This is a genomic window from Pseudomonas sp. PDM19, from assembly GCF_014852215.1.
Lineage (GTDB): Bacteria > Pseudomonadota > Gammaproteobacteria > Pseudomonadales > Pseudomonadaceae > Pseudomonas.
The window spans coordinates 578,730-602,211 of record NZ_JACVBG010000005.1 but is presented as its reverse complement, the minus strand read 5'-3'; the positions used below and the strand labels follow the sequence as shown (position 1 = coordinate 602,211).

Annotated in this window: 25 protein-coding genes; 15 read left to right on the top strand and 10 right to left on the bottom strand. The window is 67.0% G+C overall.

Annotation, left to right across the window (positions count from 1 at the left end):
- Window positions 1-30: 30 nt before the first annotated feature.
- Window positions 31-588: an L-threonylcarbamoyladenylate synthase gene (locus IB273_RS29250; RefSeq protein ID WP_081518955.1), complete on the top strand. Its 558-nt coding sequence runs from the start codon at window positions 31-33 to the stop codon at window positions 586-588.
- A gap of 37 nt (window positions 589-625) precedes the next feature.
- Here IB273_RS29250 and IB273_RS29245 read toward each other — a convergent pair whose 3' ends face one another.
- Window positions 626-1,603, bottom strand: a complete 978-nt coding sequence (locus IB273_RS29245; protein ID WP_192225635.1) for an NADPH:quinone reductase — start codon at window positions 1,601-1,603, stop codon at window positions 626-628.
- Between the two features lie 182 nt (window positions 1,604-1,785).
- On the opposite strand from IB273_RS29245, the gene hemF reads away from it, so the two are divergent.
- Both hemF and aroE read left to right on the top strand, forming a co-directional pair.
- Window positions 1,786-2,700, top strand: a complete 915-nt coding sequence (gene hemF / locus IB273_RS29240) for an oxygen-dependent coproporphyrinogen oxidase (RefSeq protein ID WP_081518953.1) — start codon at window positions 1,786-1,788, stop codon at window positions 2,698-2,700.
- A 116-nt stretch (window positions 2,701-2,816) separates the two neighbouring features.
- Window positions 2,817-3,659, top strand: a complete 843-nt coding sequence (gene aroE / locus IB273_RS29235; RefSeq protein WP_192225634.1) for a shikimate dehydrogenase — start codon at window positions 2,817-2,819, stop codon at window positions 3,657-3,659.
- Window positions 3,660-3,903: 244 nt separating this feature from the next.
- On the opposite strand, the gene IB273_RS29230 is transcribed toward aroE, so the two are convergent.
- From IB273_RS29230 to betC, 3 genes are read right to left on the bottom strand one after another with little or no spacing between them, the layout of a single operon-like run.
- Window positions 3,904-5,463, bottom strand: a complete 1,560-nt coding sequence (locus tag IB273_RS29230; RefSeq protein WP_192225633.1) for a SulP family inorganic anion transporter — start codon at window positions 5,461-5,463, stop codon at window positions 3,904-3,906.
- Window positions 5,464-5,470: 7 nt separating this feature from the next.
- The gene (gene choX / locus IB273_RS29225; protein WP_192225632.1) at window positions 5,471-6,409 is read right to left on the bottom strand and encodes a choline ABC transporter substrate-binding protein; all 939 of its coding nucleotides are present in this window, start codon (window positions 6,407-6,409) and stop codon (window positions 5,471-5,473) included.
- A 30-nt stretch (window positions 6,410-6,439) separates the two neighbouring features.
- On the bottom strand, window positions 6,440-7,957 hold the full coding sequence (betC, locus tag IB273_RS29220; RefSeq protein WP_192225631.1) for a choline-sulfatase: 1,518 nt from the start codon (window positions 7,955-7,957) through the stop codon (window positions 6,440-6,442).
- Between the two features lie 129 nt (window positions 7,958-8,086).
- Here betC and IB273_RS29215 point away from each other — a divergent pair, with 129 nt between their 5' ends.
- From IB273_RS29215 to IB273_RS29195, 5 genes are all read left to right on the top strand, one after another.
- Complete coding sequence (locus IB273_RS29215) at window positions 8,087-8,983, top strand: choline sulfate utilization transcriptional regulator (RefSeq protein WP_151188867.1); 897 nt, start codon at window positions 8,087-8,089, stop codon at window positions 8,981-8,983.
- Window positions 8,980-9,312: a DOPA 4,5-dioxygenase family protein gene (locus IB273_RS29210; protein WP_151188868.1), complete on the top strand. Its 333-nt coding sequence runs from the start codon at window positions 8,980-8,982 to the stop codon at window positions 9,310-9,312. The genes IB273_RS29215 and IB273_RS29210 overlap by 4 nt, the downstream gene beginning before the upstream one ends.
- A gap of 102 nt (window positions 9,313-9,414) precedes the next feature.
- Window positions 9,415-9,936 carry a sigma-70 family RNA polymerase sigma factor gene (locus IB273_RS29205; RefSeq protein ID WP_192225630.1) on the top strand — a complete coding sequence of 174 codons (522 nt, stop codon included), beginning with the start codon at window positions 9,415-9,417 and terminating at the stop codon, window positions 9,934-9,936.
- Window positions 9,933-10,865: a FecR family protein gene (locus tag IB273_RS29200; protein WP_192225629.1), complete on the top strand. Its 933-nt coding sequence runs from the start codon at window positions 9,933-9,935 to the stop codon at window positions 10,863-10,865. Before IB273_RS29205 ends, IB273_RS29200 begins: the two co-directional genes overlap by 4 nt.
- Before the next feature lie 350 nt (window positions 10,866-11,215).
- On the top strand, window positions 11,216-13,600 hold the full coding sequence (locus tag IB273_RS29195; protein WP_192225628.1) for a TonB-dependent receptor: 2,385 nt from the start codon (window positions 11,216-11,218) through the stop codon (window positions 13,598-13,600).
- A gap of 58 nt (window positions 13,601-13,658) precedes the next feature.
- On the opposite strand, the gene IB273_RS29190 is transcribed toward IB273_RS29195, so the two are convergent.
- Window positions 13,659-13,976, bottom strand: a complete 318-nt coding sequence (locus tag IB273_RS29190) for an antibiotic biosynthesis monooxygenase family protein (RefSeq protein WP_081518943.1) — start codon at window positions 13,974-13,976, stop codon at window positions 13,659-13,661.
- A gap of 322 nt (window positions 13,977-14,298) precedes the next feature.
- On the opposite strand from IB273_RS29190, the gene IB273_RS29185 reads away from it, so the two are divergent.
- Window positions 14,299-15,240 (top strand): AraC family transcriptional regulator, encoded by a 942-nt coding sequence (locus tag IB273_RS29185; protein WP_081518942.1) that lies wholly within the window; start codon window positions 14,299-14,301, stop codon window positions 15,238-15,240.
- Between the two features lie 201 nt (window positions 15,241-15,441).
- On the opposite strand, the gene IB273_RS29180 is transcribed toward IB273_RS29185, so the two are convergent.
- Window positions 15,442-15,828, bottom strand: coding sequence for a VOC family protein (locus tag IB273_RS29180; protein ID WP_081518941.1), 387 nt, complete (start codon window positions 15,826-15,828; stop codon window positions 15,442-15,444).
- Window positions 15,829-16,019: 191 nt separating this feature from the next.
- On the opposite strand from IB273_RS29180, the gene IB273_RS29175 reads away from it, so the two are divergent.
- Window positions 16,020-17,528, top strand: a complete 1,509-nt coding sequence (locus tag IB273_RS29175; RefSeq protein WP_151188871.1) for a YdgA family protein — start codon at window positions 16,020-16,022, stop codon at window positions 17,526-17,528.
- Between the two features lie 187 nt (window positions 17,529-17,715).
- Here the strand turns inward: IB273_RS29175 and trpA are convergent, their stop codons facing one another.
- Both trpA and trpB read right to left on the bottom strand, forming a co-directional pair.
- Entirely contained in the window at window positions 17,716-18,522 is an 807-nt protein-coding gene (gene trpA / locus IB273_RS29170) for a tryptophan synthase subunit alpha (RefSeq protein ID WP_151188872.1), read from the bottom strand.
- On the bottom strand, window positions 18,519-19,727 hold the full coding sequence (gene trpB, locus IB273_RS29165) for a tryptophan synthase subunit beta (protein ID WP_081518938.1): 1,209 nt from the start codon (window positions 19,725-19,727) through the stop codon (window positions 18,519-18,521). The genes trpA and trpB overlap by 4 nt, the downstream gene beginning before the upstream one ends.
- 219 nt (window positions 19,728-19,946) lie before the next feature.
- Here trpB and IB273_RS29160 point away from each other — a divergent pair, with 219 nt between their 5' ends.
- From IB273_RS29160 to IB273_RS29140, 5 genes are all read left to right on the top strand, one after another.
- A complete protein-coding gene (locus IB273_RS29160) occupies window positions 19,947-20,843 on the top strand; it encodes a LysR family transcriptional regulator (RefSeq protein WP_081518937.1) in 897 nt (298 codons plus the stop codon).
- 100 nt (window positions 20,844-20,943) lie between these two features.
- Window positions 20,944-21,159: a dodecin gene (locus tag IB273_RS29155; protein WP_017518905.1), complete on the top strand. Its 216-nt coding sequence runs from the start codon at window positions 20,944-20,946 to the stop codon at window positions 21,157-21,159.
- Between the two features lie 162 nt (window positions 21,160-21,321).
- A complete protein-coding gene (locus tag IB273_RS29150; protein WP_081518936.1) occupies window positions 21,322-21,543 on the top strand; it encodes a DUF1161 domain-containing protein in 222 nt (73 codons plus the stop codon).
- A gap of 129 nt (window positions 21,544-21,672) precedes the next feature.
- Window positions 21,673-22,095: an OsmC family protein gene (locus IB273_RS29145; RefSeq protein WP_151188874.1), complete on the top strand. Its 423-nt coding sequence runs from the start codon at window positions 21,673-21,675 to the stop codon at window positions 22,093-22,095.
- 91 nt (window positions 22,096-22,186) lie between these two features.
- Window positions 22,187-22,423 (top strand): DUF1161 domain-containing protein, encoded by a 237-nt coding sequence (locus tag IB273_RS29140; protein ID WP_151189763.1) that lies wholly within the window; start codon window positions 22,187-22,189, stop codon window positions 22,421-22,423.
- A gap of 121 nt (window positions 22,424-22,544) precedes the next feature.
- On the opposite strand, the gene IB273_RS29135 is transcribed toward IB273_RS29140, so the two are convergent.
- Both IB273_RS29135 and IB273_RS29130 read right to left on the bottom strand, forming a co-directional pair.
- Entirely contained in the window at window positions 22,545-22,985 is a 441-nt protein-coding gene (locus IB273_RS29135; RefSeq protein WP_192225627.1) for a hypothetical protein, read from the bottom strand.
- A gap of 43 nt (window positions 22,986-23,028) precedes the next feature.
- Window positions 23,029-23,445, bottom strand: a complete 417-nt coding sequence (locus tag IB273_RS29130) for a hypothetical protein (protein ID WP_017517676.1) — start codon at window positions 23,443-23,445, stop codon at window positions 23,029-23,031.
- Window positions 23,446-23,482: the final 37 nt, after the last annotated feature.

Below are 23,482 nucleotides of genomic sequence, written 5' to 3'. Positions count from 1 at the left end.
GCCGCGCATCGCAGATCCGAGGACTTCACGATGTACAGCAACTGGCGTACCCAGCGCATGGCCCAGGTCGTGCGCGACGGCGGTGTGATCGCTTACCCGACCGAAGCCGTCTGGGGCCTGGGCTGCGACCCGTGGAGCGCCGACGCCGTGTACCGCCTGCTGGCGATCAAGGCGCGCCCGGTGGAAAAGGGCATGATCGTGGTGGCCGGCGACATCCGCCAGTTCGACTTCCTCCTCGAAGACCTGCCCGAAGCCTGGCAGGACAAGCTCGCCAACAGCTGGCCCGGTCCGAATACCTGGCTGGTGCCGCACCAGGGGCGCCTGCCCGAGTGGGTAACCGGCGAGCACGAGACCGTCGCCCTGCGCGTCACCGACCACCCGCTGGTACGCGAACTGTGCCGCTTCACCGGCCCGCTCATCTCCACCTCTGCCAACCCCGCCGGCCGCCCTGCCGCGCGCAGCCGCCTGCGCGTCGAGCAGTATTTCCGTGGCGAGCTGGATGGCGTGCTCGGGGGCGCCCTGGGCGGGCGCCGTAATCCGAGCCTGATCCGCGATCTGCGTACCGGCGAGACCGTCAGGCCCTCCTGACTCTGTAAGGGCCCCGTCCTGCCTACGGATACATTCCTTACGGCAGCAGGATGGTCGACCCGGTGGTGCGCCGCGCCGCCAGTTCGGTTTGCGCCTTGGCCGCCTCGGCCAGGGCGAAGCGCTGGTTGATCTCCACTTTTACCTTGCCGCTGGTGATCATGCCGAACAGGTCGTCGGCCATGGCCTGCAGGCGCTCCGGCGTACTGGCATAGCCGAATAGCGTCGGCCGGGTGACGTAGAGCGAGCCCTTCTGCGACAGGATGCCCAGGTTTACCCCGTCCACCGGGCCGGAGGCGTTGCCGAAACTCACCACCAGGCCACGCTGGGCGGTGCAGTCCAGCGAGGTCAGCCAGGTGTCCTTGCCCACCGAGTCGTAGACCACCGGGCACTTCCTGCCGTCGGTGAGTGCGAGCACGCGCTCGACCACGTTCTCGTGGCTGTAGTCGATGGTTGCCCAGGCGCCGTGGGACTTCGCCAGCTCCGCCTTGGCGGCGGAGCTCACGGTGCCGATCAGGTGCGCGCCGATGGCCTTCGCCCACTGGCAGGCGATCAGCCCGACGCCGCCGGCCGCCGCATGCCAGAGGATGGTCTGGCCCGGCTGCACGTTGTAGGTCTGGCGCAGCAGGTACTGCACGGTCAGGCCCTTGAGCATGACCGCGGCGGCCTGCTCGAAGGTGATCGCATCCGGCAGCTTCACCACGCTGGCCGCCGGCAGCGTGTGCTGCTCGCTGTAGGCGCCCAGCGGGCCGGTGGCGTAGCCGACGCGGTCGCCGACCTTCACGTTGGTCACCGCGCTACCCACTGCCTCCACCTCGCCGGCGCCTTCGGTGCCGACCCCGGAGGGCATGCTCGGCGCGGGGTACAGGCCGCTGCGGTAGTAGGTGTCGATGAAGTTCAGGCCGATGGCGCGGTTGCGCACCCGCACCTCGTTCGGGCCCGGCTCGGCCGGGGTGTAGTCGACGATTTCGAGGACTTCCGGGCCGCCGGTCTTGGCGAATTGAACACGCTTGGCCATGTCGCTCTCCTGAGGGCGCGAGGCTCTGCCTCGCCGGGGAAAAGACTTTCATCCAAGCCGCACGCATGACGGGCGTCAAGACCAGCTTTGCCAGCTCCGATGGTATGCTTGCCCCCGTTTTCGTACCTGAACTCCGCTCCGGCCCGCGCCACGCGTGGCTTTCCCGCTCCAAGGTGATTCTCGTGACCGACCGCATCGAGGCCGTGAAGGCCTACCTGCTCGACCTGCAAGACCGCATCTGCGCCGCACTCGAAGCCGAGGACGGCAGCGCTCGTTTCGTCGAGGACGCCTGGCAGCGGCCGGCGGGCGGTGGTGGTCGGACGCGGGTGATCGGCGATGGCGCGCTGATCGAGAAGGGCGGCGTGAACTTCTCCCACGTGTTCGGCGCCGGTTTGCCGCCGAGTGCCAGCGCGCACCGTCCGGAACTCGCCGGGCGCGGCTTCCAGGCGCTGGGCGTGTCGCTGGTGATCCACCCGACCAACCCCCACGTGCCGACCTCCCACGCCAACGTGCGCTTCTTCATCGCCGAGAAGGAAGGCGAGGAAGCGGTCTGGTGGTTCGGCGGCGGCTTCGACCTGACGCCCTACTACGCCCATGAGGAAGACTGTGTGCTCTGGCACCAGGTCGCCCGCGACGCCTGTGCGCCCTTCGGCGAGGACGTCTACCCGCGCTACAAGGAATGGTGCGACCGCTACTTCCACATCAAGCACCGCAACGAACCGCGCGGTGTCGGCGGCCTGTTCTTCGACGACCTGAACCAGTGGGACTTCGACACCAGCTTCGCCTTCCTGCGTGCCATCGGCGATGCCTATATCGACGCCTACCTGCCCATCGTGCGCAAGCGCAAGGACACCCCCTACACCGAGCAGCAACGTGAATTCCAGGCCTTCCGCCGCGGCCGCTACGTCGAGTTCAATCTGGTCTACGACCGCGGCACCCTGTTCGGCCTGCAGTCGGGCGGGCGCACCGAGTCGATCCTCATGTCGCTGCCGCCGCAGGTGCGCTGGGGTTACGACTGGAAACCTGAGCCGGGCAGCGAAGAGGCGCGCCTGACCGAGTACTTCCTCACCGATCGGGACTGGCTGGCGCAGGCCTGAGTCGAACTCTCGCGAACCTGCAGGAGCGCCCCATGGGCCCGCTCCTACAGGGTGGGTACGCTGGTAGAAACCCGGCAATCCCGAGCCTTTCCACCATTTTTGTCCCAGGATTCTGAATGGACCGCTACTGCGTCTTCGGCAACCCCATCGGCCACAGCAAGTCGCCGCAGATCCACCGTCTGTTCGCCGAGCAGACCGGCCAGGCGCTGAGCTATGACACGCGACTGGCGCCGCTGGACGACTTCGCCGGGAACGCCCGCGAGTTCTTCGCCGAGGGCCTGGGTGGTAACGTCACCGTGCCGTTCAAGGAAGACGCCTACCGCCTGGCCACCGAGCTGAGCGAGCGCGCGCGCCGGGCGGGTGCGGTGAATACCCTGAAGAAGCTTGAAGGTGGCGGGCTGCTGGGCGACAACACCGACGGCGCCGGGCTGACCCGCGACCTCACGGTGAACCACGGCGTCGTCCTGCGTGGTGCGCGCATCCTGGTGCTGGGCGCCGGTGGCGCGGTGCGCGGCATCCTCGAACCCTTCCTCGGCCAGCAGCCGGCCGGCATCGTCATTGCCAACCGCACGGCGGCCAAGGCCGAACAGCTGGCGGAAGCCTTCAAGGACCTGGGCCCGGTGAGCGGTGGCGGCTTCGACCTGCGCGCCGAGCCCTTCGACCTGCGCGCCGAGCCCTTCGACCTGATCGTCAACGGCACCTCGGCCTCCCTGGCCGGCGAGCTGCCGCCCATCGATCCTTCGCTGATCAAGCCGGGGCATACCGTCTGCTACGACATGATGTACGGCAAGGACGTGACGGCCTTCAACCGCTGGGCCGCCGAACACGGTGCGGCGCGCTGCATCGACGGGCTGGGTATGCTGGTCGAGCAGGCGGCGGAAGCCTTCCTGCTGTGGCGCGGCGTGCGCCCGGATTCGGCGCCGGTGCTGGAGGAGTTGCGCCGTCAGCTCAAGGGCTGATCGGGGCTCCCCCTGGGTTACTCCTGCGCTCGGATCGGCCCTCACCCTAACCCTCTCCCAGGGGGAGAGGGGACCGTTCGGTGCCGGATGAAACCACAGCGTCAGCCGGCACGATTTGCTCCCTCTCCCTGAGGGAGAGGGCTGGGGTGAGGGGGACAGCGCCAGCACGGAATCATCCGGTGAAGGACGGTCGCTCCTGTAACGGGGCACCCCAACCCCAAAGGTGTGAAGCAAAAGCGCACACCTACTCCTCGACCAGCAACACCCCGCCCTTCCCCATCTGTCTTTCCAGCTCCGCGCGCACCCGTGGCCGGGCGTTGCGCAGCACCAGGCTGCGGCCTTCGCTGGCCAGACGGCGGGCTTCCTGCTGGAGCATCTGCGCACCGGCGAAGTCGATGAAGTTCACGTGGTGGGCGTCCAGTACCAGGCGTTCGCCACGGCTGTGCTGCATCAGTTTCTGCAGGTAGTCGCAGGCGCCGAAGAAGATCGAGCCTTCGATGCGCAACACTGCCTCGTCCTCCTTCTCCCACTGCTGCACGCGCGGCTGCGAGGTGCGCTTGAGGTAGAAGAACAGCGACGCCAGCACGCCGGCGTAGATGGCGTTCTGCAGCGGCAGCAGCAGGGTGGCGGCGAGGGTCAGCAGCATCACCAGGGATTCCGCTCGGCTGCCTTTCCACAGTGCGCGCAGCGCGGGGCGATCGATCAGGTTCCAGCAGATCAGCAGGATGCCGGCGGCCATCGCCGGCAGCGGGATATGGGTGATCAGGCCGGCGCCGGCCACTGCCAGCAGCGCGACCCACAGCGCCGAGAAGACCCCGGCCAGCGGCGTGCGTGCCCCGGCATCCTGGTTCAGTCCGGAACGGGTGAAGGAGCCGGCGGACAGGGTGCCGGACAGCCACGGCCCGATCAGGTTGGACAGCCCCTGCGCGCGCACTTCCTGGTTGGCGTCCAGCGCCTGGTGCGAGCGCGCCGCCAGGGCGCGGGCAATCGACAGGCTGGTGACCAGCCCGAGCATGCCGCAGGCCACGGCGGCGGGGAGCAGCTGGGCGATGGCGGAGAGGTCGAACGACAATGCGCTGAGCGGTGGCAGCGCGCTGCGGAAGGCAGCCACCCTGGCCACCTCGGCAAAGGTCGTCGGCATCGCCCAGACCAGCGCGCCAGCGCCGAGCAGGCCGACCAGCAATGCCGGCCCGCGCCGCCACAGGCGTTTGACGATCAGGCTCAGCACCAGGCTGAACAGTCCCACCAGCAGCGATGGCCCGTGGAACTGCGGCAGCTTCCACCAGAGCGCGGCGGCGCTGGTCAGCGCGGTGGCCTGCCCCGCTGCACTGATGCCGAGCAGGTACGGCAACTGGCCGATCACGATCACCAGTGCGGCGCCACAGGTGAAGCCGAGCAGCACCGAGTGCGAGACGAAGTTCACCAGCACGCCGAAACGCAGCATGCCCAGCAGCCACTGGAACAGCCCGGCAAGGAAGGTCAGTAGCAGCGCGTACTGGATGAACTGCGCGCTGCCCGGCGGCGCCAGCGGGGCGATGGCGGTGAACAGCACCACCGAGATCGCCGCCGTCGGCCCGCCGACCATGTGTTTCGACGAACCCCATAGACAGGCGATCAGCACCGGCAGCATCGCCGCGTAGAGCCCGTACTCCGCCGGCAGTCCGGCGATCAGTGCGTAGGCCATGGACTGCGGCAGGGCGAGCACCGCGCCGGAGAGTCCGACTCCCAGGTCGCGGCGCAGGTCGCGCGCGCTGACCTGGGGCAGCCAGGCGAGGAACGGCAGCAGGCGGATCAGGCGCTCCATCGACGGCCTACAGCTTGGCCTTCACGGCGGCCAGCGCGTCGCCGCCGTCGCGGGTCTTCACGCCCTGCAGCCAGGTGTCGAGGCTCTGCGGGTTGGCCTTGATCCAGGCTTTCACCGCGTCGGGGTTCTTCACGTTCTTTTCCAGCACTTCGGCCATGATGGCGTTCTCCATCTTCAGGTCGAAGGACAGGTTGGCCAGCAGCTTGCCGCTGTTCGGGCATTGCTCGGTGTAGCCGTTGCGGGTCACGGTGAACACGCTGCCGGTGCTGCCGAAGTACTTCTCGCCGCCGGCGAGGTACTTCATGTCGTACTTCACGTTCATCGGGTGCGGCGTCCAGCCGAGGAACACCACCCAGCGCTCGCGCTTCACTGCGCGGCCGACCTCGGCGAGCATCGCCTGTTCGCTGGATTCCACCAGCTTCCAGTCGCCCAGGCCGAACTCGTCGCCGCTGATCATTTTCTGGATCGACTGGTTGGCCGGCGCGCCGGAGCCGATGCCGTAGACCTTCCTGTTGAACTGCTCGGCGTGCTTGTCGAGGTCGTCGAAGGTCTTCACCCCGGCGTTCCAAACGTAGGTCGGCACGGCCAGGGTGAACTCGGTGCCCTGCAGGTTCTTCGCCAGCTGGGTGACCTGCTGGCTGGCGATGAACTGGTCGTGGAAGCCCTGTTGCGCCGGCATCCAGTTGCCGAGGAAGGCGTCGACCTGGCCGTCGCGCAGGCCGCCGTAGGTGATGGGCACCGACAGGGTGTCGATCTTCACCTTGTAGCCCAGGCCTTCGAGGAGGAAAGCGGCGATGCCATTGGTGACGGCGATGTCGGTCCAGCCCGGATCGGCCAGCTTCACCGTACTGCAGGCTTCATCTTCGGCCCGGGCCAGCGGGCCGCCCAGCGCCAGTGCGCTGGCCAGCAATAGTGCGGATGCTTGTCGTACGGTGCGCTTGGTCATGCTCCCTTCCCCTTCGGCGTGTTGTGGTTGTTATTTCGGTTGCGGATAGCGGGCGCGGCGCTCCAGATCGTCGAGGTCGATGTGGTTGCGCATGTACTGCTGGCTGGCGTCGACCAGGGGCTGGTGATCCCAGCTTTTCAGCGTGCCGTGGGTCAGCGCGTCGGCGACCAGGCGGCGGCGTCGCTGGCTGGCCAGTACCTGCCGGGTGATGGCGGGCACATCCCAGCGCGCGCGGGCTTCACCCAGCAGGTCGCGTACCAGGTTGGCGTGGGCCGGCGAATCCATGAGGTTCTGCAGCTCGCGCGGATCGTTGGCGACGTCGAACAGCAGGCAAGGGTCCTGCTCGGAGTAGATGAACTTGAAGTCGCCGCGACGGATCATCATCAGCGGGCTGACGGTGCCTTCGGCGGTGTATTCGCCGATCACTTCGTCGTGGCCGCCAGTGCCTTGCAAGTGCGGCAGCAGTGAGCGGCCGTCGAGATCGACGCCGGGCTCGACCTGCCCGCCGGTCAGTTCGACGAGGGTCGGCAGCAGGTCGACGGTGGACACCGACTGGCTGACCCGATGCGCGGCGAAACGCTTGGGCGCGTGCACCAGCAGCGGCACGCGGGCGGCCATCTCGAACCAGTGCATCTTGTACCAGAGACCGCGCTCGCCAAGCATGTCGCCGTGGTCGCCGGAGAACACGATCAGGGTGTCATCGGACAGGCCGCAATCCTCCAGGGTGCGCAGCAGCGCGCCGATCTGCGCGTCGACATAGCTGCACGCGCCGAAGTAGGCGCGGCGGGCGGCGCGCACCTTCTCTTCGGGCATCTCCTGGCCCCACAGGTCGATCACCTTGAGCAGGCGCCGGGAGTGCGGGTCCTGCTCGTCCTGGGCGATCTGCACCGAGGGCAGCGGGATGTCCTCGTCGCGGTACAGGTCCCAGTACTCGCGCGGGATGGTGTAGGGGTCGTGCGGGTGGGTCATGGACACGGTGAGGCAGAACGGCTGCTCGGGGTGTTCGCGCACGTGGTCGTAGAGGTACTGGCGCGCCTTGAACACCACCTCCTCGTCGAAGTCGAGCTGGTTGGTGCGCACGCACGGGCCGGCCTGCAGTACCGAGGACATGTTGTGGTACCAGCTCGGGCGCACGTCCGGCTCGTCCCAGTTCACCGCCCAGCCGTAGTCGGCGGGGTAGATGTCGCTGGTCAGGCGCTCCTCGTAGCCGTGCAGCTGGTCCGGACCGCAGAAGTGCATCTTGCCCGACAGTGCGGTGCGGTAGCCGAGGCGGCGCAGGTAGTGCGCGTAGGTGGGGATGTCGGCGGCAAAGTCGGCGGCGTTGTCCCAGGCGCCGATCTTCGTCGGCAGCTGGCCGCTCACCAGGGTGAAGCGCGAGGGCGCGCAGAGCGGGCTGTTGCAGTAGGCCGAGTCGAAGACCACGCCTTCACCGGCGAGGCGCGAGAGGTTGGGCAGCTTGATGGGCGACTGGGCGTCGTAGAAGGGCAGGAGCGGCGCGGCCATCTGGTCGGCCATGATGAAGAGGATGTTCGGGCGCTGGCGCTTCATGGCGTTGGGCTTATCCTGTTGGCGCTGTTATGGGATGCTGTGCGGTACGAGTCTGTTGGCTGCTGGATTAGGGGTAAAGCGCATGGCGCGGCATGCTTCGGATAACACCTGCTTATGCGAGAGCAAGCCATGAGCGTGCCGCTGGAACTGCTGCGCGTGTTCGAGTCCGCCGCGCGGCTGCTCAGCTTCACCGCCGCCGCCGGCGAGCTGGGCACCACCCAGCCGGCGGTCAGCCAGCAGATCAAGCGCCTGGAGAAGCTCCTCGCCGTGCGCCTGTTCGACCGCATCCACCGGGGCATTGCCCTCACCGAAAGTGGACAGGTGCTGCAGCAGCACGTTCAGGTCGGGTTGGAGAGCATCGACGCCGGTATCGCCGCGGTCACCGCGCGACATCCCCACGAAGTGCTGCAGGTCGCTACCGACTTCGCCTTCGCCGCGTACTGGCTGATGCCGCGCCTGCCGCGCTTCCGCCAGGCGCATCCGGAGCTGGACGTCGGGCTGATCAGCAGCGACCGCAGCCCGATTGCCCTGCGCAGCGACATCGATGTGGCCATTGCCTTCGGCGACGGGCGCTTCAAGCATGGCGAGGCGTTGCGCCTGTTCAGCGAGGAAGTCTTCCCGGTGTGCAGCCCGCGCCTGCTCGAAGGCCGCGAGCTGCCGCTGTCGCCCCAGGCACTCACCGAATTGCCGCTGCTGCACCTCAAGCCCGAGGCTTCCAGCCGCTGGTTCGACTGGGGCGGCGTCTATCGCGCGCTGGGCATCGACGGCGCGCCAGCCCCGGCCGGGCTGCGTTTCGACAACTACACCCTGCTGGTGCAGGCGGCCATCGCCGGGCAGGGCGTGGCCATCGGCTGGCGGCATCTGGTCGACGAACTGCTGGAACAGGGGTTACTGTGCCGACCCATCGCCGGATCGCAGCAGTCGCGCTTCGGCTATTACGCCGTGCTGCCCGAGCGCAAACGGCGGATGCGCCTGGTGCAGCGTTTCGTCGACTGGCTGCAGGCGGAACTGGAGCAGGACCGATGAGCGAGATTCAGGACTTCCACGCCCACGTCTATTTCGACGCTGGCAGCATCGAGCGCGCCCGCGCGCTGTGTGAGGAGGCCGCGCGCCGCTTCGGCGCGAAAATGGGCCGCGTCCACGAGCGGCCGGTCGGCCCGCACCCGGACTGGAGCTGCCAGCTGGCTTTCGACAACGCCACCTTCGCCACCCTGGTGCCGTGGCTGGCGCTGAACCGTGACGGCCTGGTGGTGTTCGTCCACCCCAACACCGGCAACGACCTGCGCGATCACCGCGACTACGCCATGTGGCTGGGCGCAGTGCGGCCGCTGGACCTCTCGCAGTTCACGAGCTGACATTTTTTGCATTCGATAATAATTCTCGATTCGGTGTATGCTGCCCACCCTTCGTATCGGCCTGACAGACGTTGGCCGATTTTCCAGGGTATTTCGGCCATCATGCGGCGCTTCGCCTCCTCCTCCCTGCTGCAGAGCTTCCAGGCGCACTACGCGGACCTGATGCGCTTCCTCGCCCGCAGGCTGGGGGACAACCAGCGCGCGGCCGACGTTGCCCAGGACACCTGGCTGCGCCTGGCCGACCACCCCGCCGAAACCGAGGTGCAGGACCCGCGCGCCTACCTGTTCCGGGTGGCCGGCAACATCGCCATCGACAACCTGCGCCGCGAGGGCCGGCTGGCGGAGCTGCATGTCGACGAAACCGCCGCCAACGACCTGAGCGATCCCGCGTCCGGGCTGGAGCACCGCCTGCTCGCCCATGAGGCGCTGGAACACCTGGACGCCGCCCTCGACCAGTTGCCCACGAACGCCCGCGAGGCGCTGCTGATGAGCCGCCTCGACGGCCTCACCCACGCGCAGATCGCCCAGCGCCTGGGGGTCTCCGAGAGCATGGTGGGCAAGTACATCGTTCAGGCCATGCGTCATTGCCGCGACTGGGCGCAGCGTCAGGAGGGCACGCCATGAGCCGCGTGGACCTTTCCGACGAGGCCATCGAGCGCCTGGTGCAGCTGCATTCGGGCAACGCCGGGGCCGCCGAGCGCATGGACTTCCTGCGCTGGCGCGGGCAGAGCGCGGAGCACGAGCTCGCCGCCCGCGAGGCCGAAGCCCTGTGGGGCGCCTTGCCGGAAACCCGCAGCGCCCAGCGCTATCGCCAGCGCGCGCGGCGCCCCCGTCGTTTGCTGGCGCTGGCCACCGCTGCGTGCGTTGCGGCCGTTGCGTTGACCATCGCCCTGCCCGAGCCGCTGGCCGGGTTGTACTCCGATTACGCCACTCGCACCGGTGAGCGGCGGATGCTGGAGCTGGCCGACGGCAGCCGCGTCTGGCTGAACAGCGACAGTGCGTTGTCCGTCGACTTCAGCCCGCAGCAGCGGCGCCTGCGGCTGCATGGCGGCGAGGCGTTGTTCGAGGTGGCCAAGGACCCGTCGCGGCCGTTCATCGTCGAGGCCAGGGGCGGCGAAGTGCGCGCCGTGGGTACGCGCTTCGATGTCGACAGCCGCGGGCCGCAGGTGCGCGTGGACGTGACCGAAGGGGTGGTCCAGGTGAACAGCGCCGGCAGCGAGCCGGTGCGGCTTTCCGCTGGCGAGCGCCTGAGCTACCGCGACAGCGCCGCGCCCGAACCGGTGCAGCCGCTGGACCTGTCCAGCGCCAGTGCCTGGCAGCGCGGCAAGCTGATCTTCAACCAGCGTCCGCTGGGCGAGGTGCTCGATGAACTGGAGCGCTACGTGCCCGGCCGCATCGTGCTGACCGACAGCGCGCTGCGCCAGCACAAGGTCAGCGGCGTTTTCGACCTGCAAGACCCCGGCGCCCTGCTCAAGACCCTGGAGCGGTTGCAGCCGGTGAGCGTTACCCACCTGCCCTGGCTGGTACTGATCCGCCCCGCCCCGAAGGCCTGATAGCTCTTCGTAGGATGGGTGGAGCGGAGCGATACCCATGCTGATCGCGCACGGGATTGATGGGTATCGCTTCGCTCCACGCCATCCTACGGTCCGCCGGAAAGTTCGGCCGCACCCTGTAGGACGGGCGGGGGCGCCTAGCCATGCCCGCGATCGCGCGCACGCGGTATCGGCGAATGAAGCGTGCCGCTTCATTCGCCCTGCGAGAGCGATTCCCGCCCGCTCACACAAGAAAATGAAAATTTTTTGCATTTAGCACTGCAAGGTTTGCCCGGCCGTTTCGTCGTAGGCAGGAACGCGAAAAATTCTCACTACGCGACCCTGCCCACACAAGAACGGATTTCACCCGCATGCATTACCGTCCTTCCCCGCTGCACCGCGCGCTGTTGCTGGCTTCCCTGCTCGGCGCCGCCGCTCCCCTGGCCCACGCGGCCGGCTCCGCCGCCGTCGAGTTGCACATCGCCCCGCGTAGCCTGGACAGCGCGCTGACCCAGTTCGCCGACCAGGCCGGGCTGCACCTGCTGTTCAATTCCGAGGACATCCAGGGCCTGCAGAGCGAAGGGCTGGACGGCACCTACAGCACCGAGGAGGCGCTGAACCAGCTGCTTTCCGGCAGCGGCGTGAGCTGGCGTTTCACCGACGAGCGCACCGTGCTGCTCAAGCGCGAGAAGGACGATTCCGCGGCCTTGAGCCTGGCGCCGATGCAGATCAGCGTGGCGGCGCGCACGCCCACCGAGATCAGCTCGATTCCTGGCACCGTCTGGGTGGTGGACCAGACCCAGCTGCGCGAGCAGCTGGACACCGGCGTGAGCCTCAAGGAAGCCGTCGGCAAGCTGGTCCCCGGTCTCGACCTGGCGCCGGAAGGCCGCACCAACTACGGCCAGAACATGCGCGGGCGCAACGTGCTGGTGATGATCGACGGCGTCAGCCAGAACAGCTCGCGCGGCCTGTCACGGCAGTTCGACAGCATCTCGCCGTTCAACGTCGAGCGCATCGAAGTGCTCTCCGGCGCCAGCGCCATCTACGGCGGCGGCGCCACCGGCGGCATCATCAACATCATCACCAAGAAGGGCGCGGCCGGCGATACCCGCTTCGAAACACAACTGGGCGCCAGCAGTGGCTTTAACAACAGCGACGACCTCTCGACCCGCGCCGCGCAATCCATCAGCGGTGGCAATGACAGCGTGGTCGGCCGCCTGGGCGTCTCGGCGGAGAAGAACGAAGCCTTCTACGACGGCGCCGGCAACCAGATTTTCATCGACAACACCCAGACCGACCTGCAGTACAACCGCACCGTCGACGTGATGGGCAACCTCACCGCGCAGTTCACCGATGAGCAGAGCCTCGACTTGCTGGCGCAGTACTACGACTCGGGCAACGATGGCAGCACCGGCATCTACTTTCCCAACCTGAAGTACCAGGCGCCCTCGGACCTGGAAGATGCGCAGATCCGCAGCGGCATGGACACCGACCTCGAGCCGCGCACCCGCCGCGTGCTGCTCAATGCCAACTACCATCACAACAACCTGCTGGACCAGGACTTCTATCTGCAGGCGTACTACCGCAAGGAAGACGACAACTTCTATCCCTTCCCCTACTACAACACCGGCAAGCCAACCGGCTCGAAGGGCGTGTACTTCGCCGCCTCGCAGCAGAACTTCGAGGTCAGCGGCCTGAAGGGACTCTTCAGCAAGCAGTGGGATTCGCTGAAGTTCACCTACGGCGTGGACTTCGACCACGAACGCTTCAACGCCGAGCAGAAGGTCTTCGACCAGCGCCTGTCTTCCGAGAGTGGCGGCCTGGACCTGGAAACCGCCAGCAGTGCGCCGCGTTACCCCAGCTACATCGTCGACGGCCTGTCGGTATACGGCCAGCTGGACTGGAAGGCCACCGACAACCTGACCATTTCCGGCGGCGCCCGCCACCAGAAGATGGACGTGGAGGTGGACGATTTCAAAGGCGTGCCCGGCGGCAGCAACGACTACCAGGTCAACCTGTTCAACCTCGGCGCGATCTACGACTTCAAGAACGGCCATCAGGTCTGGACCAACTACAGCGAAGGCTTCGACCTGCCCGATCCGGCCAAGTACTACGGCAAGGCCGGCCTGTCGGTGGACGACAACCCGCTGGCCGGCATCAAGAGCCGCCAGGTCGAGACCGGCTGGCGCTACAGCGACATGCAGTGGCAGACCCAGGCGGCGGTGTATTACATCTGGTCGGACAAGATCATCACCACCGACCAGGCGACCCTGACCATCGACGTGCAGGACCAGAAAAGCCGCGACTTCGGCTTCGAGGGCGCGGTCACCCGCTACTTCGAGAGTGGCTGGCAGGGCGGTTCCACGCTGCACCTGGTGCGCTCGGAGGAAGAGGATGCCGACGGTGACTGGATCAAGCGCGATGCGCGCTATGCGTCGCTGTCCAAGTCCACCGCGTTCGTCGGCTGGAGCGACGGCACCCGCAGTGCCCGCCTGCAGGGCCAGCACGCCTTCAACCTGAAGGACGATGCGGACCACGAGATCGACGGCTACACCACCTTCGACCTGATGGGCGAGCAGAAGACCGGTTTCGGCACCTTCAGCGCCGGTATCCAGAACCTGCTGGACAAGCAGTACAGCACCGTCTGGGGCCAGCGCGCCGCGCTGTTCTATTCGCCGACCTACGGGCCGGCCTATCTGTACGACTACCAGGGTCGCGGGCGTACCTTCACCCTGGGCTGGAGCCTGGAGTACTGAGGGCCTGGAAATTCAGAGCCAGAAAGCTCTCTAGCCAAATCTCTCCACCTGAAAAGACTCAGGCCACCTTTCCGGTGGCCTGATCGAGGGTTTCCACTATGCCGCCGCTGAGGCTTCGGCAGTGGCATAAAAGCACTTCGCCGAGCAGCTGCAACGAGGGCGTGGCGAAGTAGTCCAGCAGCGCTTCCTCGTCCTTCCAGCTGCCCTGTAGCAGCCACGGCTGGCCGTTCTCGCCGGCTACCAATTGGCAGCGCAGGCATCCCGGCGCGCGGCGGGCGCCGTCGACCAGGTTGTCGATCAATGCGCCCAGTTCCGCCTCGTGCCCGAGCCGGGGGTGGATCTGCAATTCGTGTTCGATGGGGGTTTGCCAGTGCATGTCCTGTCCTCCGCGTTCCAGGAAGAAGCCCGAGGTGGCTCCTCGGACGACTGACAGGAAGCTTACGGCGCGGCCAGCACCGGGCGTTATCCGGATGCTGTCACCTTCTTGCCTGATCCTGCGGGACATTCGCCGCAGTCTGAAACCGGGTGTTTCCGCGCCATTTCCGGCCCTTGCACCGCCACGGTGCGCGACCCGATGCCGGGATCGCTTGTCCATTCCTGCCGATTGCTTGCCTGATCCTCCAGCGGCTGCCTTACTGTCACACGCGCGCATGCGTCGTGGGCGTAAGCTTCGTGCGCCGCCACTGGAGGTCCTGTGCATGTCCCAGTCCGTTCCCGCCTTTGATCCCATCGCCGCCGGCCGTCAGGAGCTGGCCGACATCATCCAGCGCCACTGCCAGGGTGAAGGTCTCTTCGAAACCGCCATCGATTCGCTGCTGGTCGCGCGCGGCGACTGCCCCAACGAAGGCCGTATGCCGACGCTCTACCGCCCGGCTCTGTGCGTGATCGCCCAGGGCTGCAAGGAAGTGCGCCTGGGCAGCGAGGTCTATCGCTACGACGAACTCAACCTGCTGGTGGTGTCGGTGACGCTGCCGGTCTCCGGCCAGGTCATCGAGGCCTCGCCGGACAGGCCCTACCTGTCCATCCGCCTGGACATCGACCCCGGCGAGCTGACCCGGCTGATCGCCGAGGCCGGCCTTGCCGGCACCGCGCCGCGCCCGGCCAGCCGAGGTATCTACCTGCAGCGCCTGGATTGCACCGTGCTCGATGCCTTGCTGCGCCTGATGCGTCTGCTGGACACCCCGCGCGACATCGAGATGTTGGCCCCGCTGTTCGTCCGCGAAATCCTCTACCGCCTGCTGCGCGGCCCGCAGGGCCACCTGCTGCACGACCTGGCGATGACCGACAGCCAGACCCACCGCGTCACCCGCGCCATCGAGTGGCTCAACCGCAACTATGACAAGTCGCTGCGCATCGAGGACCTGGCTCGCGAGGTGAACCTCAGCGTGTCCACCCTGCACCACCGCTTCAAGGAAGTGACCGCGCTCAGCCCGCTGCAGTACCAGAAGCAGCTGCGCCTGCAGGAAGCGCGGCGGCTGATGCTGTCGGAAGGACTGGAGGTGGCGGTGGCCGGGCACCGTGTCGGCTATGAAAGTCCGTCGCAGTTCAGCCGCGAATACAGCCGCCTGTTCGGCGCGCCGCCGCTGCGCGATCTGGCGAGCCTGCGCGGGGCCCTGGGCAGCGAGGCGGTACCGGCCTGAGTGCGTGTCCCGTTCTGCATCGGTGCGCTGGTTTTCCCCCTCACCCCAGCCCTCTCCCTCAGGGAGAGGGGGCCGTTTGGCGTGCAGCGATACGGCGGAGTCAGTCGGCGAGCACCGAGTTTTCAGAGCGCTCGGGACAGTCCCCTCTCCCTCTGGGAGAGGGTTAGGGTGAGGGCATGCCCAGGCACCTGAAGCCAGGCATCAGCGCTCGTAAAGCTCCAGCGGCAGGTCATCCGGGTCGGCGAAGAAGGTGAAGCGCTTGCCGGTCAGCTCGTCGTCGCGGATCGGCTCGCAGGCTATGCCGTGGCTCTGCAGGTGGGCCACGGCGCTTTCCAGGTCGTCCACGGCGAACGCCAGGTGGCGCAGCCCCTGCGCCTCCGGGTAGGACGGTCGCGTCGGTGCGCCGGGGAAGGAAAACAGCTCCAGCCGCGCGTCGCCCAGTTCCAGGTCCAGCTTCCAGGAGTCGCGGGCGGTGCGGTAGGTCTCGGCCACCACCTTCAGGCCCAGCACCTGGGTGTAGAAGTGCTTGGAACGGGGGTAGTCCGAGCAGATCAGGGCGACGTGATGGAGGCTTTGCAACAGGGCCATGGGCAGTTCTTTCCGGTGAGTCGGAGCGTTCTATCCTGACAGCCGTGCCCCGTCGGTCAATGCTGGCGCTGTGAAAAGGTTCCAGCTGACAAGCTGGAGTGATGGCAGTGCGCCTGCTAGCATCCCGCCGCCCACTCCCATAAACGGTCGACAGGATGTCCCCCGTACGGCCGCACCTGAAAGGACTCAGCATGAAAAAGACCGCCCTGGCCATCGCCATTCCCGTTGCCATCGTCGGCGCCGCCGTTGCCGGCGCCTGGTACACCGGCAGCCGCGTCGAGCAGGAAGTGAACCGCGGCATCACCGAAGCCAACGAACTGTTCAAGCAGGAAGCCCCCGGCCTGGGCGCTTACCTGACCCTGGTGGACATCCAGCGCGGCCTGTTCTCCAGCACCGCGCGCTACAACCTGACCTTCGCCGGCAAGGAAGGCGAGCAGCCGCAGACCCTGGTCTTCACCGACCACCTGGAACACGGCCCCTTCCCGGCCTCGCGCCTGGCGGCCGGCAAGCTGGCGCCGGTCATGGCGCAGAGTCACTTCGCCCTCGAGCAGAACGAACTCACCGCCCCGTTGTTCACCGCCGCCGGCGGCAAGGCGCCGCTGTCTGGCGACCTGACCATCCACTACGACCAGAAGCAGGAAGGCAACGTCGAAACCGCGCCCCTGGAATTCGCCAAGGACAGCGACAAGCTGCGCCTGTCGCCGATCAAGCTGGCCTTCAGTGTGTCCGGCGACAAGAAGGACGTGAGCGCCGTGGGCAACCTCGCCGAGGTCGACCTGGATTTCACCGACGAGAACACCGGCCAGCCGGCGCGCGTGCAGCTGCGTGACCTGGGCCTGCAGGGCGACAAGAAGGAAAACGCCAATGGCTTCGCCCTGGGCCCCAGCTCCGCCACCATCAAGAGCCTGAACATCAAGTCGCCGGGCGCGCCGGAAGTCGAACTGCGCGAAGCCGTGGTCGAGGAAGTCCTCAAGCAGGGCGGCAAGGGCCTGGACCAGAGCGTTTCCTACCGCATCGGCAAGGTCGTGGTGCAGGGTCAGGAAATCGGCGGCGTGAAGCTCGACCTGAGCCTGCGCAACCTCGACGAAGGCGTGCTCAAGACCTTCAAGGAGTCCTACAACAAGATGGCGCTGGACAGCCTGGAAAGCACCGAGCTGACCCCGCAGCAGGAAGAGGAGCTCAAGCGCCTCGGCCTGGCCCTGCTGGAAGGCTCGCCGGTGCTGTCGCTGGACGAGCTGTCGCTGCAGACCAGCCATGGCGTGGCCAAGGCTTCGCTGTCGGTCGACCTGCGCAAGCCCGACGCCGCGGCTGCCACGCCTGACGAGATGGCCCGCAGCATCCTGGCCGCGCTCAAGGCCGACCTGAAAGTGGACAAGGCGGTGATCGGCGACATCGTCGCCCTGCAGGGTTCGCTGGGTGGCGAGGCGGCCGGCAGCGTCGATCCGGTGGCGCTCAAGCAGCAGTCCGATGCCATGACCGACCTGTTCAGCGGCATGGCCCTGAACTCGCAGTGGGCGGTGCTCGACGGCAACGCGCTGTCCAGCTCGCTGGCCTACGCCAACGACCAGGTGAAGTTCAACGGCAAGGACATGAGTGTGCCCGAATTCATGGCCTTCGCCATGGGCTCCGCGCAAGGCCTGGGCCTGGGCGGCGGCGCTGCTGGCGCGGAAGAAGAGCCGCAGGAAGAAGGCGTGGAATAAGCTTCGCCCGAAACGAAAAAAAGCCCGGCATTCGCCGGGCTTTTTTGTGCTCCCTGCAGGAGCGGATATTCCAGGTGACGCAGTTCGTAGGATGGGTGGAGCGCAGCGATACCCATGCTGTGTTCGCACGGAATCGATGGGTATCGCTGCGCTCCACGCCATCCTACGTAAAGCCTGATGGCAACCCTCAGCGGGCGTTGCGCACGCCTTCGGCCAACTGACGGCACAGGCCGAGCACGCTCTGCACCGCGTCGGCGGAGCTGGTGGCTTCGGCGATCTTGTCGATCAGCGCCGAGCCCACCACCACGCCATCGGCCAGGCGGGCGATGCTCGCCGCGTGTTCCGGGGTGCGGATGCCGAAGCCGATGGAGACCGGCAGGTCGGTGTGGCGACGCAGGCGCGCCACAGCTTCCTCGACGTGGTCCAGGGTCGCCGCGCCAGCGCCGGTCACGCCGGCCACCGAGACGTAGTAGACGAAGCCCGAGCTGCCGTTGAGCACGGTCGGCAGGCGCTGGTCGTCGGTGGTCGGCGTGGTCAGGCGGATGAAGTCCAGGCCGGCGGCCTGGGCCGGGTCGCAGAGGTCTTCGTTGTGCTCCGGCGGCAGGTCCACCACGATCAGGCCGTCGACGCCGGCCTCTTTCGCATCGGCGATGAACTTGTCCACGCCGTAGTAGTGGATCGGGTTGAAGTAGCCCATCAGCACCAGCGGCGTGGTGCTGTTGCCCTGGCGGAATTCGCGGACCATCTTCAGCGTCTTGACCAGGTTCTGGCCGTTGCCCAGGGCGCGGATGTTGGCCAGCTGGATCGCCGGGCCGTCAGCCATCGGGTCGGTGAACGGCATGCCCAGCTCGATCACGTCGGCGCCGGCTTCGGGCAGGCCCTTGAGGATGTCCAGCGAGGTCGAGTAGCCCGGATCGCCAGCGGTGATGAAGGTCACCAGGGCGGCGCGGTTCTGCTCTTTGAGTTCGGCGAAGCGGGTCTGCAGGCGGCTCATGCTTGCGGCTCCTGTTGCATGTGGTGCATGACGGTCTGCATGTCCTTGTCGCCACGACCGGACAGGTTCACCACCATGATGTGGTCCTTGGGCAGGTTCGGCGCGCGCTTGAAGACCTCGGCCAGCGCGTGGGAGGACTCCAGCGCGGGAATGATGCCTTCCAGGCGGCAGCACTGGTGGAAGGCTTCCAGCGCCTCGTGGTCGGTGATCGAGGTGTACTCGACGCGGCCAATGTCATGCAACCAGGCGTGTTCCGGGCCGATGCCGGGGTAGTCCAGGCCGGCGGAAATGGAGTGCGCGTCGATGATCTGGCCATCCTCGTCCTGCAGCAGGAAGGTGCGGTTGCCGTGCAGCACGCCTGGCACGCCGCCGTTCAGGCTGGCCGCATGCTTGCCGGTCTCGATGCCGTGGCCGGCGGCTTCGACGCCGATGATCTGCACGCTGGCATCATCGAGGAACGGGTGGAACAGGCCCATGGCGTTGGAGCCGCCGCCGATGCAGGCGACCAGCGAATCGGGCAGGCGGCCTTCCTTCGCGGCCAGCTGCTCACGGGTTTCCTTGCCGATTACCGCCTGGAAATCGCGGACCATCGCCGGGTACGGGTGCGGGCCGGCCACGGTGCCGATCAGGTAGAAGGTGTTGTGCACGTTGGTGACCCAGTCGCGCAGCGCTTCGTTCATCGCGTCCTTCAGGGTGCCGGTGCCGGCGGTGACCGGGATCACCTCGGCGCCCAGCAGCTTCATGCGGAACACGTTGGCCTGCTGGCGATCGATGTCGGTGGTGCCCATGAAGATCACGCATTCCATGCCAAAGCGCGCGGCCACGGTGGCGGTCGCCACGCCGTGCATGCCGGCGCCCGTCTCGGCGATGATGCGTTTCTTGCCCATGCGCTTGGCCAGCAGGATCTGGCCGATGCAGTTGTTGATCTTGTGCGCGCCGGTGTGGTTCAGCTCTTCGCGCTTCAAGTAGATCTTCGCGCCGCCGCAGTGCTCGGTCAGGCGCTCGGCGAAGTACAGCGGGCTCGGACGGCCGACGTAGTCGCTCTGGAAGTAGGCGAGCTCTTTCTGGAACTCCGGATCTTCCTTGGCCTTCTCGTACTCGCGGGCCAGGTCGTGGATCAGCGGCATCAGGGTCTCGGCGACGTACTGGCCGCCAAAGTGGCCGAACAGGCCCTTGGCGTCTGGACCGGTGCGCAGTGTGGACATGGGAAGGCTCCTTGGGTCTCTTGGCGGCAAGGCACTGGGCACTGCCGCGTGAATTTTCGTAGGGCGCTTAACGCGCCAGCGTTATCCGCCCTGGCGGGTCGACCGCGCAGCGAGTTGGCTGATGCTCCTGCAAGTGCTGCTCAGGATACGGCTGTGTGATGACGGGGAAAAGCGATAAGATCGCTGCAACCTGTCAGGAAAACTCACGGATAGTGCGCCATGAGCCGAGACCTTCCACCGCTCAACGCCCTGCGCGCCTTCGAGGCTGCCGCCCGTCTGCGCGGCATGAGCGCAGCGGCTGACGAGCTGAGCGTCACCCACGGGGCGATCAGTCGGCAGATTCGTCTCCTCGAAGACGAGCTGGGCGTGACCCTTTTCATCAAGGAAGGTCGCGGCGTAAAACTCACCGATGCCGGTGTTCGCCTGAGCGAGGTGGCCAGCGATTCCTTCGAGCGCCTGCGCAGCGTCAGCGCCGAACTGCGCCGCCAGGCCGGCGGCGATGCGCCCTTCGTCCTCGGCTGCCCCGGCAGCCTGCTGGCGCGCTGGTTCATCCCGCGACTGGACCGTCTGAACCGTGATCTGCCGGACCTGCGGCTGCAACTTTCCGCCAGTGACGGCGATCTCGACCCGCGCCGTGGCGGCCTCGACGCCACTCTGTGCTTCGCCACGCCGCCCTGGCCGACGGACATGCGCGTGCTGGAGCTGGCGGTGGAAAGCATCGGCCCGGTGCTCAGCCCGCGCTCCCCGCGCTTCGAGCAACTGCGCGCGGCACCCGCCGGGGCGCTGCTGGGTGAGTCGCTGCTGCACACCGTCTCGCGCCCGCAGGCCTGGCCGGAGTGGGCCGCGCGCCATGGCCTGGAGCCGACGCGGCTGAAGCTCGGCCAGGGTTTCGAGCACCTCTACTACCTGCTCGAAGCCGCCGTGGCTGGCCTTGGCGTGGCCATCGCGCCGCAGCAGCTGGTGGCCGACGACCTCGCCGCCGGCCGCCTCGCCGCACCCTGGGGCTTCGTTGAAACCACGGCGCGGCTGGCACTGTGGGTCCCCGAGCGCCGTGCAGACCCGCGCGCCGAACGCCTGGCGCGCTGGCTGCAGACGGAGCTGAACGGCCGGGCGTAAAGTCTGAACCGCCCCGTTTGCCGTCGGTCCACCCCTCTACTACTGTCCATTGGGCGCGCTGGCATTCTGCCTGTGCGCCGCCAGACCCAGGAGAGAGGCAATGTCCAATCACCACACCTACAAGAAGATCGAGCTGGTCGGCTCCTCGCGCACCAGCATCGAGGATGCGATCAACAACGCGCTGGCCGAAGCGGCCAAGAGCATCGACTTCCTGGAGTGGTTCGAGGTGGTGGACACCCGCGGACACATCGAGAACGGCGCGGTGGGGCACTACCAGGTGACCATCAAGGTCGGTTTCCGCATCGCCAACAGCTAGATCGCCCGCGGCTCGATCCTGTTTGTCGAGGGCCGTTTGTCACGCGGCTCTTCTGTCACGTGCTGCTGCCATGTTGGCGAGGCGCGTGGTCGTGCGTACCGGGGTAGCCCGGTTTTCCGGCCCGTTCGGGCCTTTTCTGTGAACGACGAGGGAGCGTTACCGATGAAGAAGTTCCTGATCGCTGTGGGGGTCTTCGCCCTGGCTGGCAACGTCTTTGCCGCCGGCAAGCCGTGCGAAGAGCTGAAGTCGGAAATCGATGCGAAGCTCAAGGCCAAGGGCGTTGCTTCGTACAGCCTGGAGGTCGTCGACAAGGGCAGCGCGGGCGGCAAGCAAGTCGTCGGCACCTGCGAAGGCGGCACCAAGGAAATCGTCTACTCCAAGTAAGCGCCTGGATGTGAAACGAGGCCGGGCTCCGCGAGGGGCCCGGCCTTTTTCATGGTCTGCAAAAAGCTGAACCCGCTGGCGCGGACGGGCCTCGAAAGTCCTGACTGCAACCCACGCGGAGGACGCGACATGAAGAAATCGGCATCGGCCCACTGGCAGGGCGGTCTGAAGGACGGCAAGGGCACGATCTCCACCGAGAGCGGTGCGCTCAAGTCCCAGCCTTATGGCTTCAATACCCGCTTCGAGGACGCGCCGGGGACCAACCCGGAAGAACTGATCGGTGCAGCTCACGCCGGCTGCTTTTCCATGGCGCTGGCGATGATGCTCGGCGAGGCCGGCCTGACGGCCGAGAGTATCGATACGAAGGCCGAGGTCAGCCTGGAAAAGCTCGCCGACGGCTTCACCATCACCGCTGTGCACCTGACGCTGAAGGCGAAGGTGCCGGGCACCGACGCGCAGACCTTCCAGGCCATCGCCGACAAGGCCAAGGCCGGCTGCCCGGTCTCGCGGGTGCTGAACGCACGCATCACCCTCGACGCCAGCCTCGAATGAGCCTGCGGGGCACTCTGTCCGGCGGTTGCGGTCCACCGTTAGGATAGGGTGCCCCGCCGTGGGGCTATGACGAGGGACTGTGATGACGACGATGAAGTGGGCCGTGGCGACGGGCGTGGCGGTACTGCTGGCGAGCGGCGCGAGCTGGGCGGCGGTGAAGCCCTGCGAGGAGCTCAAGGCCGAGATCGAGACCAAGATCCAGGCCGCCGGGGTGACCTCCTACACCCTGGAGATCGTGGACAAGTCCGAGGTGAAGGACCCGAACATGGTGGTCGGCACCTGCGACAACGGACAGCGGCGGATCATCTACCAGAAGAACGACGGCTGAGTCCTGCGCGCGGGTGCTCGATTGCAGGAGCGCGCCATGCGCGCGATCGCGGGCATGGGCTAGGCGCCCCCGCCCGTCCTACAGGGAGAGCCCGAGCAGAGCGGCGGCGAATGCCTTTGATCTAGAACGGCCCGCAGCGCACCGCGCCCTGGAAATCCGTCTTCGCCACCAGCTTGCCGTCGGCGTCCGTCAGCAGCGCCAGTGCGCTGCGCAATTGCGGGCGCAGCTCCAGTCGATAGCGCTGGCCGGCGGCGAAGTCGTCGTAGGTCACCTTGACCCGGCAGGTCAGCTCCGAAGGGTCGGTCATCTGGCCCATGCCGCCGCCGCTGGAGACTTCGTACTGGAAGCGCACCACCAGCTCGTGGCGTCCCGGCGTCACCTGGTAGAAGCGGCCGTCGTTCACCGACTGGCCATCCAGGCGCTCGGCCATCAGCGTCTTGCCTGGCGTGGTGTAGAGGTCGATCCAGGCCATCTGCGGGTCGTGGGCCGGCAGCGGGCTGGCGCAGCCGGCGAGCAGGACGATGCCCAGGGGTAGGAGACCGGGGAGATGACGCGGGCGCATGGAGGCTCACCGTGGGATGGATTCACCCCACAGCATACCCCGCTCAGGCCTTGGCGCAGCCCCGTTCGCGGCCGCGGGCGATTTCGCCGCCCTGGGCGTCGTAAAGCTTGGCCCAGGGGCGGAAGCCGATGCTGCCGGTCTCCAGGCGATAGCGCTGGCCAGCGCTGAATTCCTTGTACTGCACTGTCATTTCACAGTCGCGCCACAACGCCTCGTCCACCGGGCCGATGTCCACCGGTTCGACCTGGAACTGGAAGCGCACGCGCAACTCGTGGGAGCCTGGGTCGACCTCGAAGTAGCGGGTGCTGGACCATTCCTTGTTGTCCACTTCCATGGCCGCCAGGTCGCTCTGGCTATTGGTGTCCAGGTCGACCCAGGCGCGGTTCGGGTCGGGCTGGGGCATCAGCATCGAACAGCCGCTCAGGGCGAGCAGGCCGGCAGGTATGAGGAGGGCGCGCATCGGGAGTGGCTCCTGGGTCGAGGGGGCGGCAGCGAGC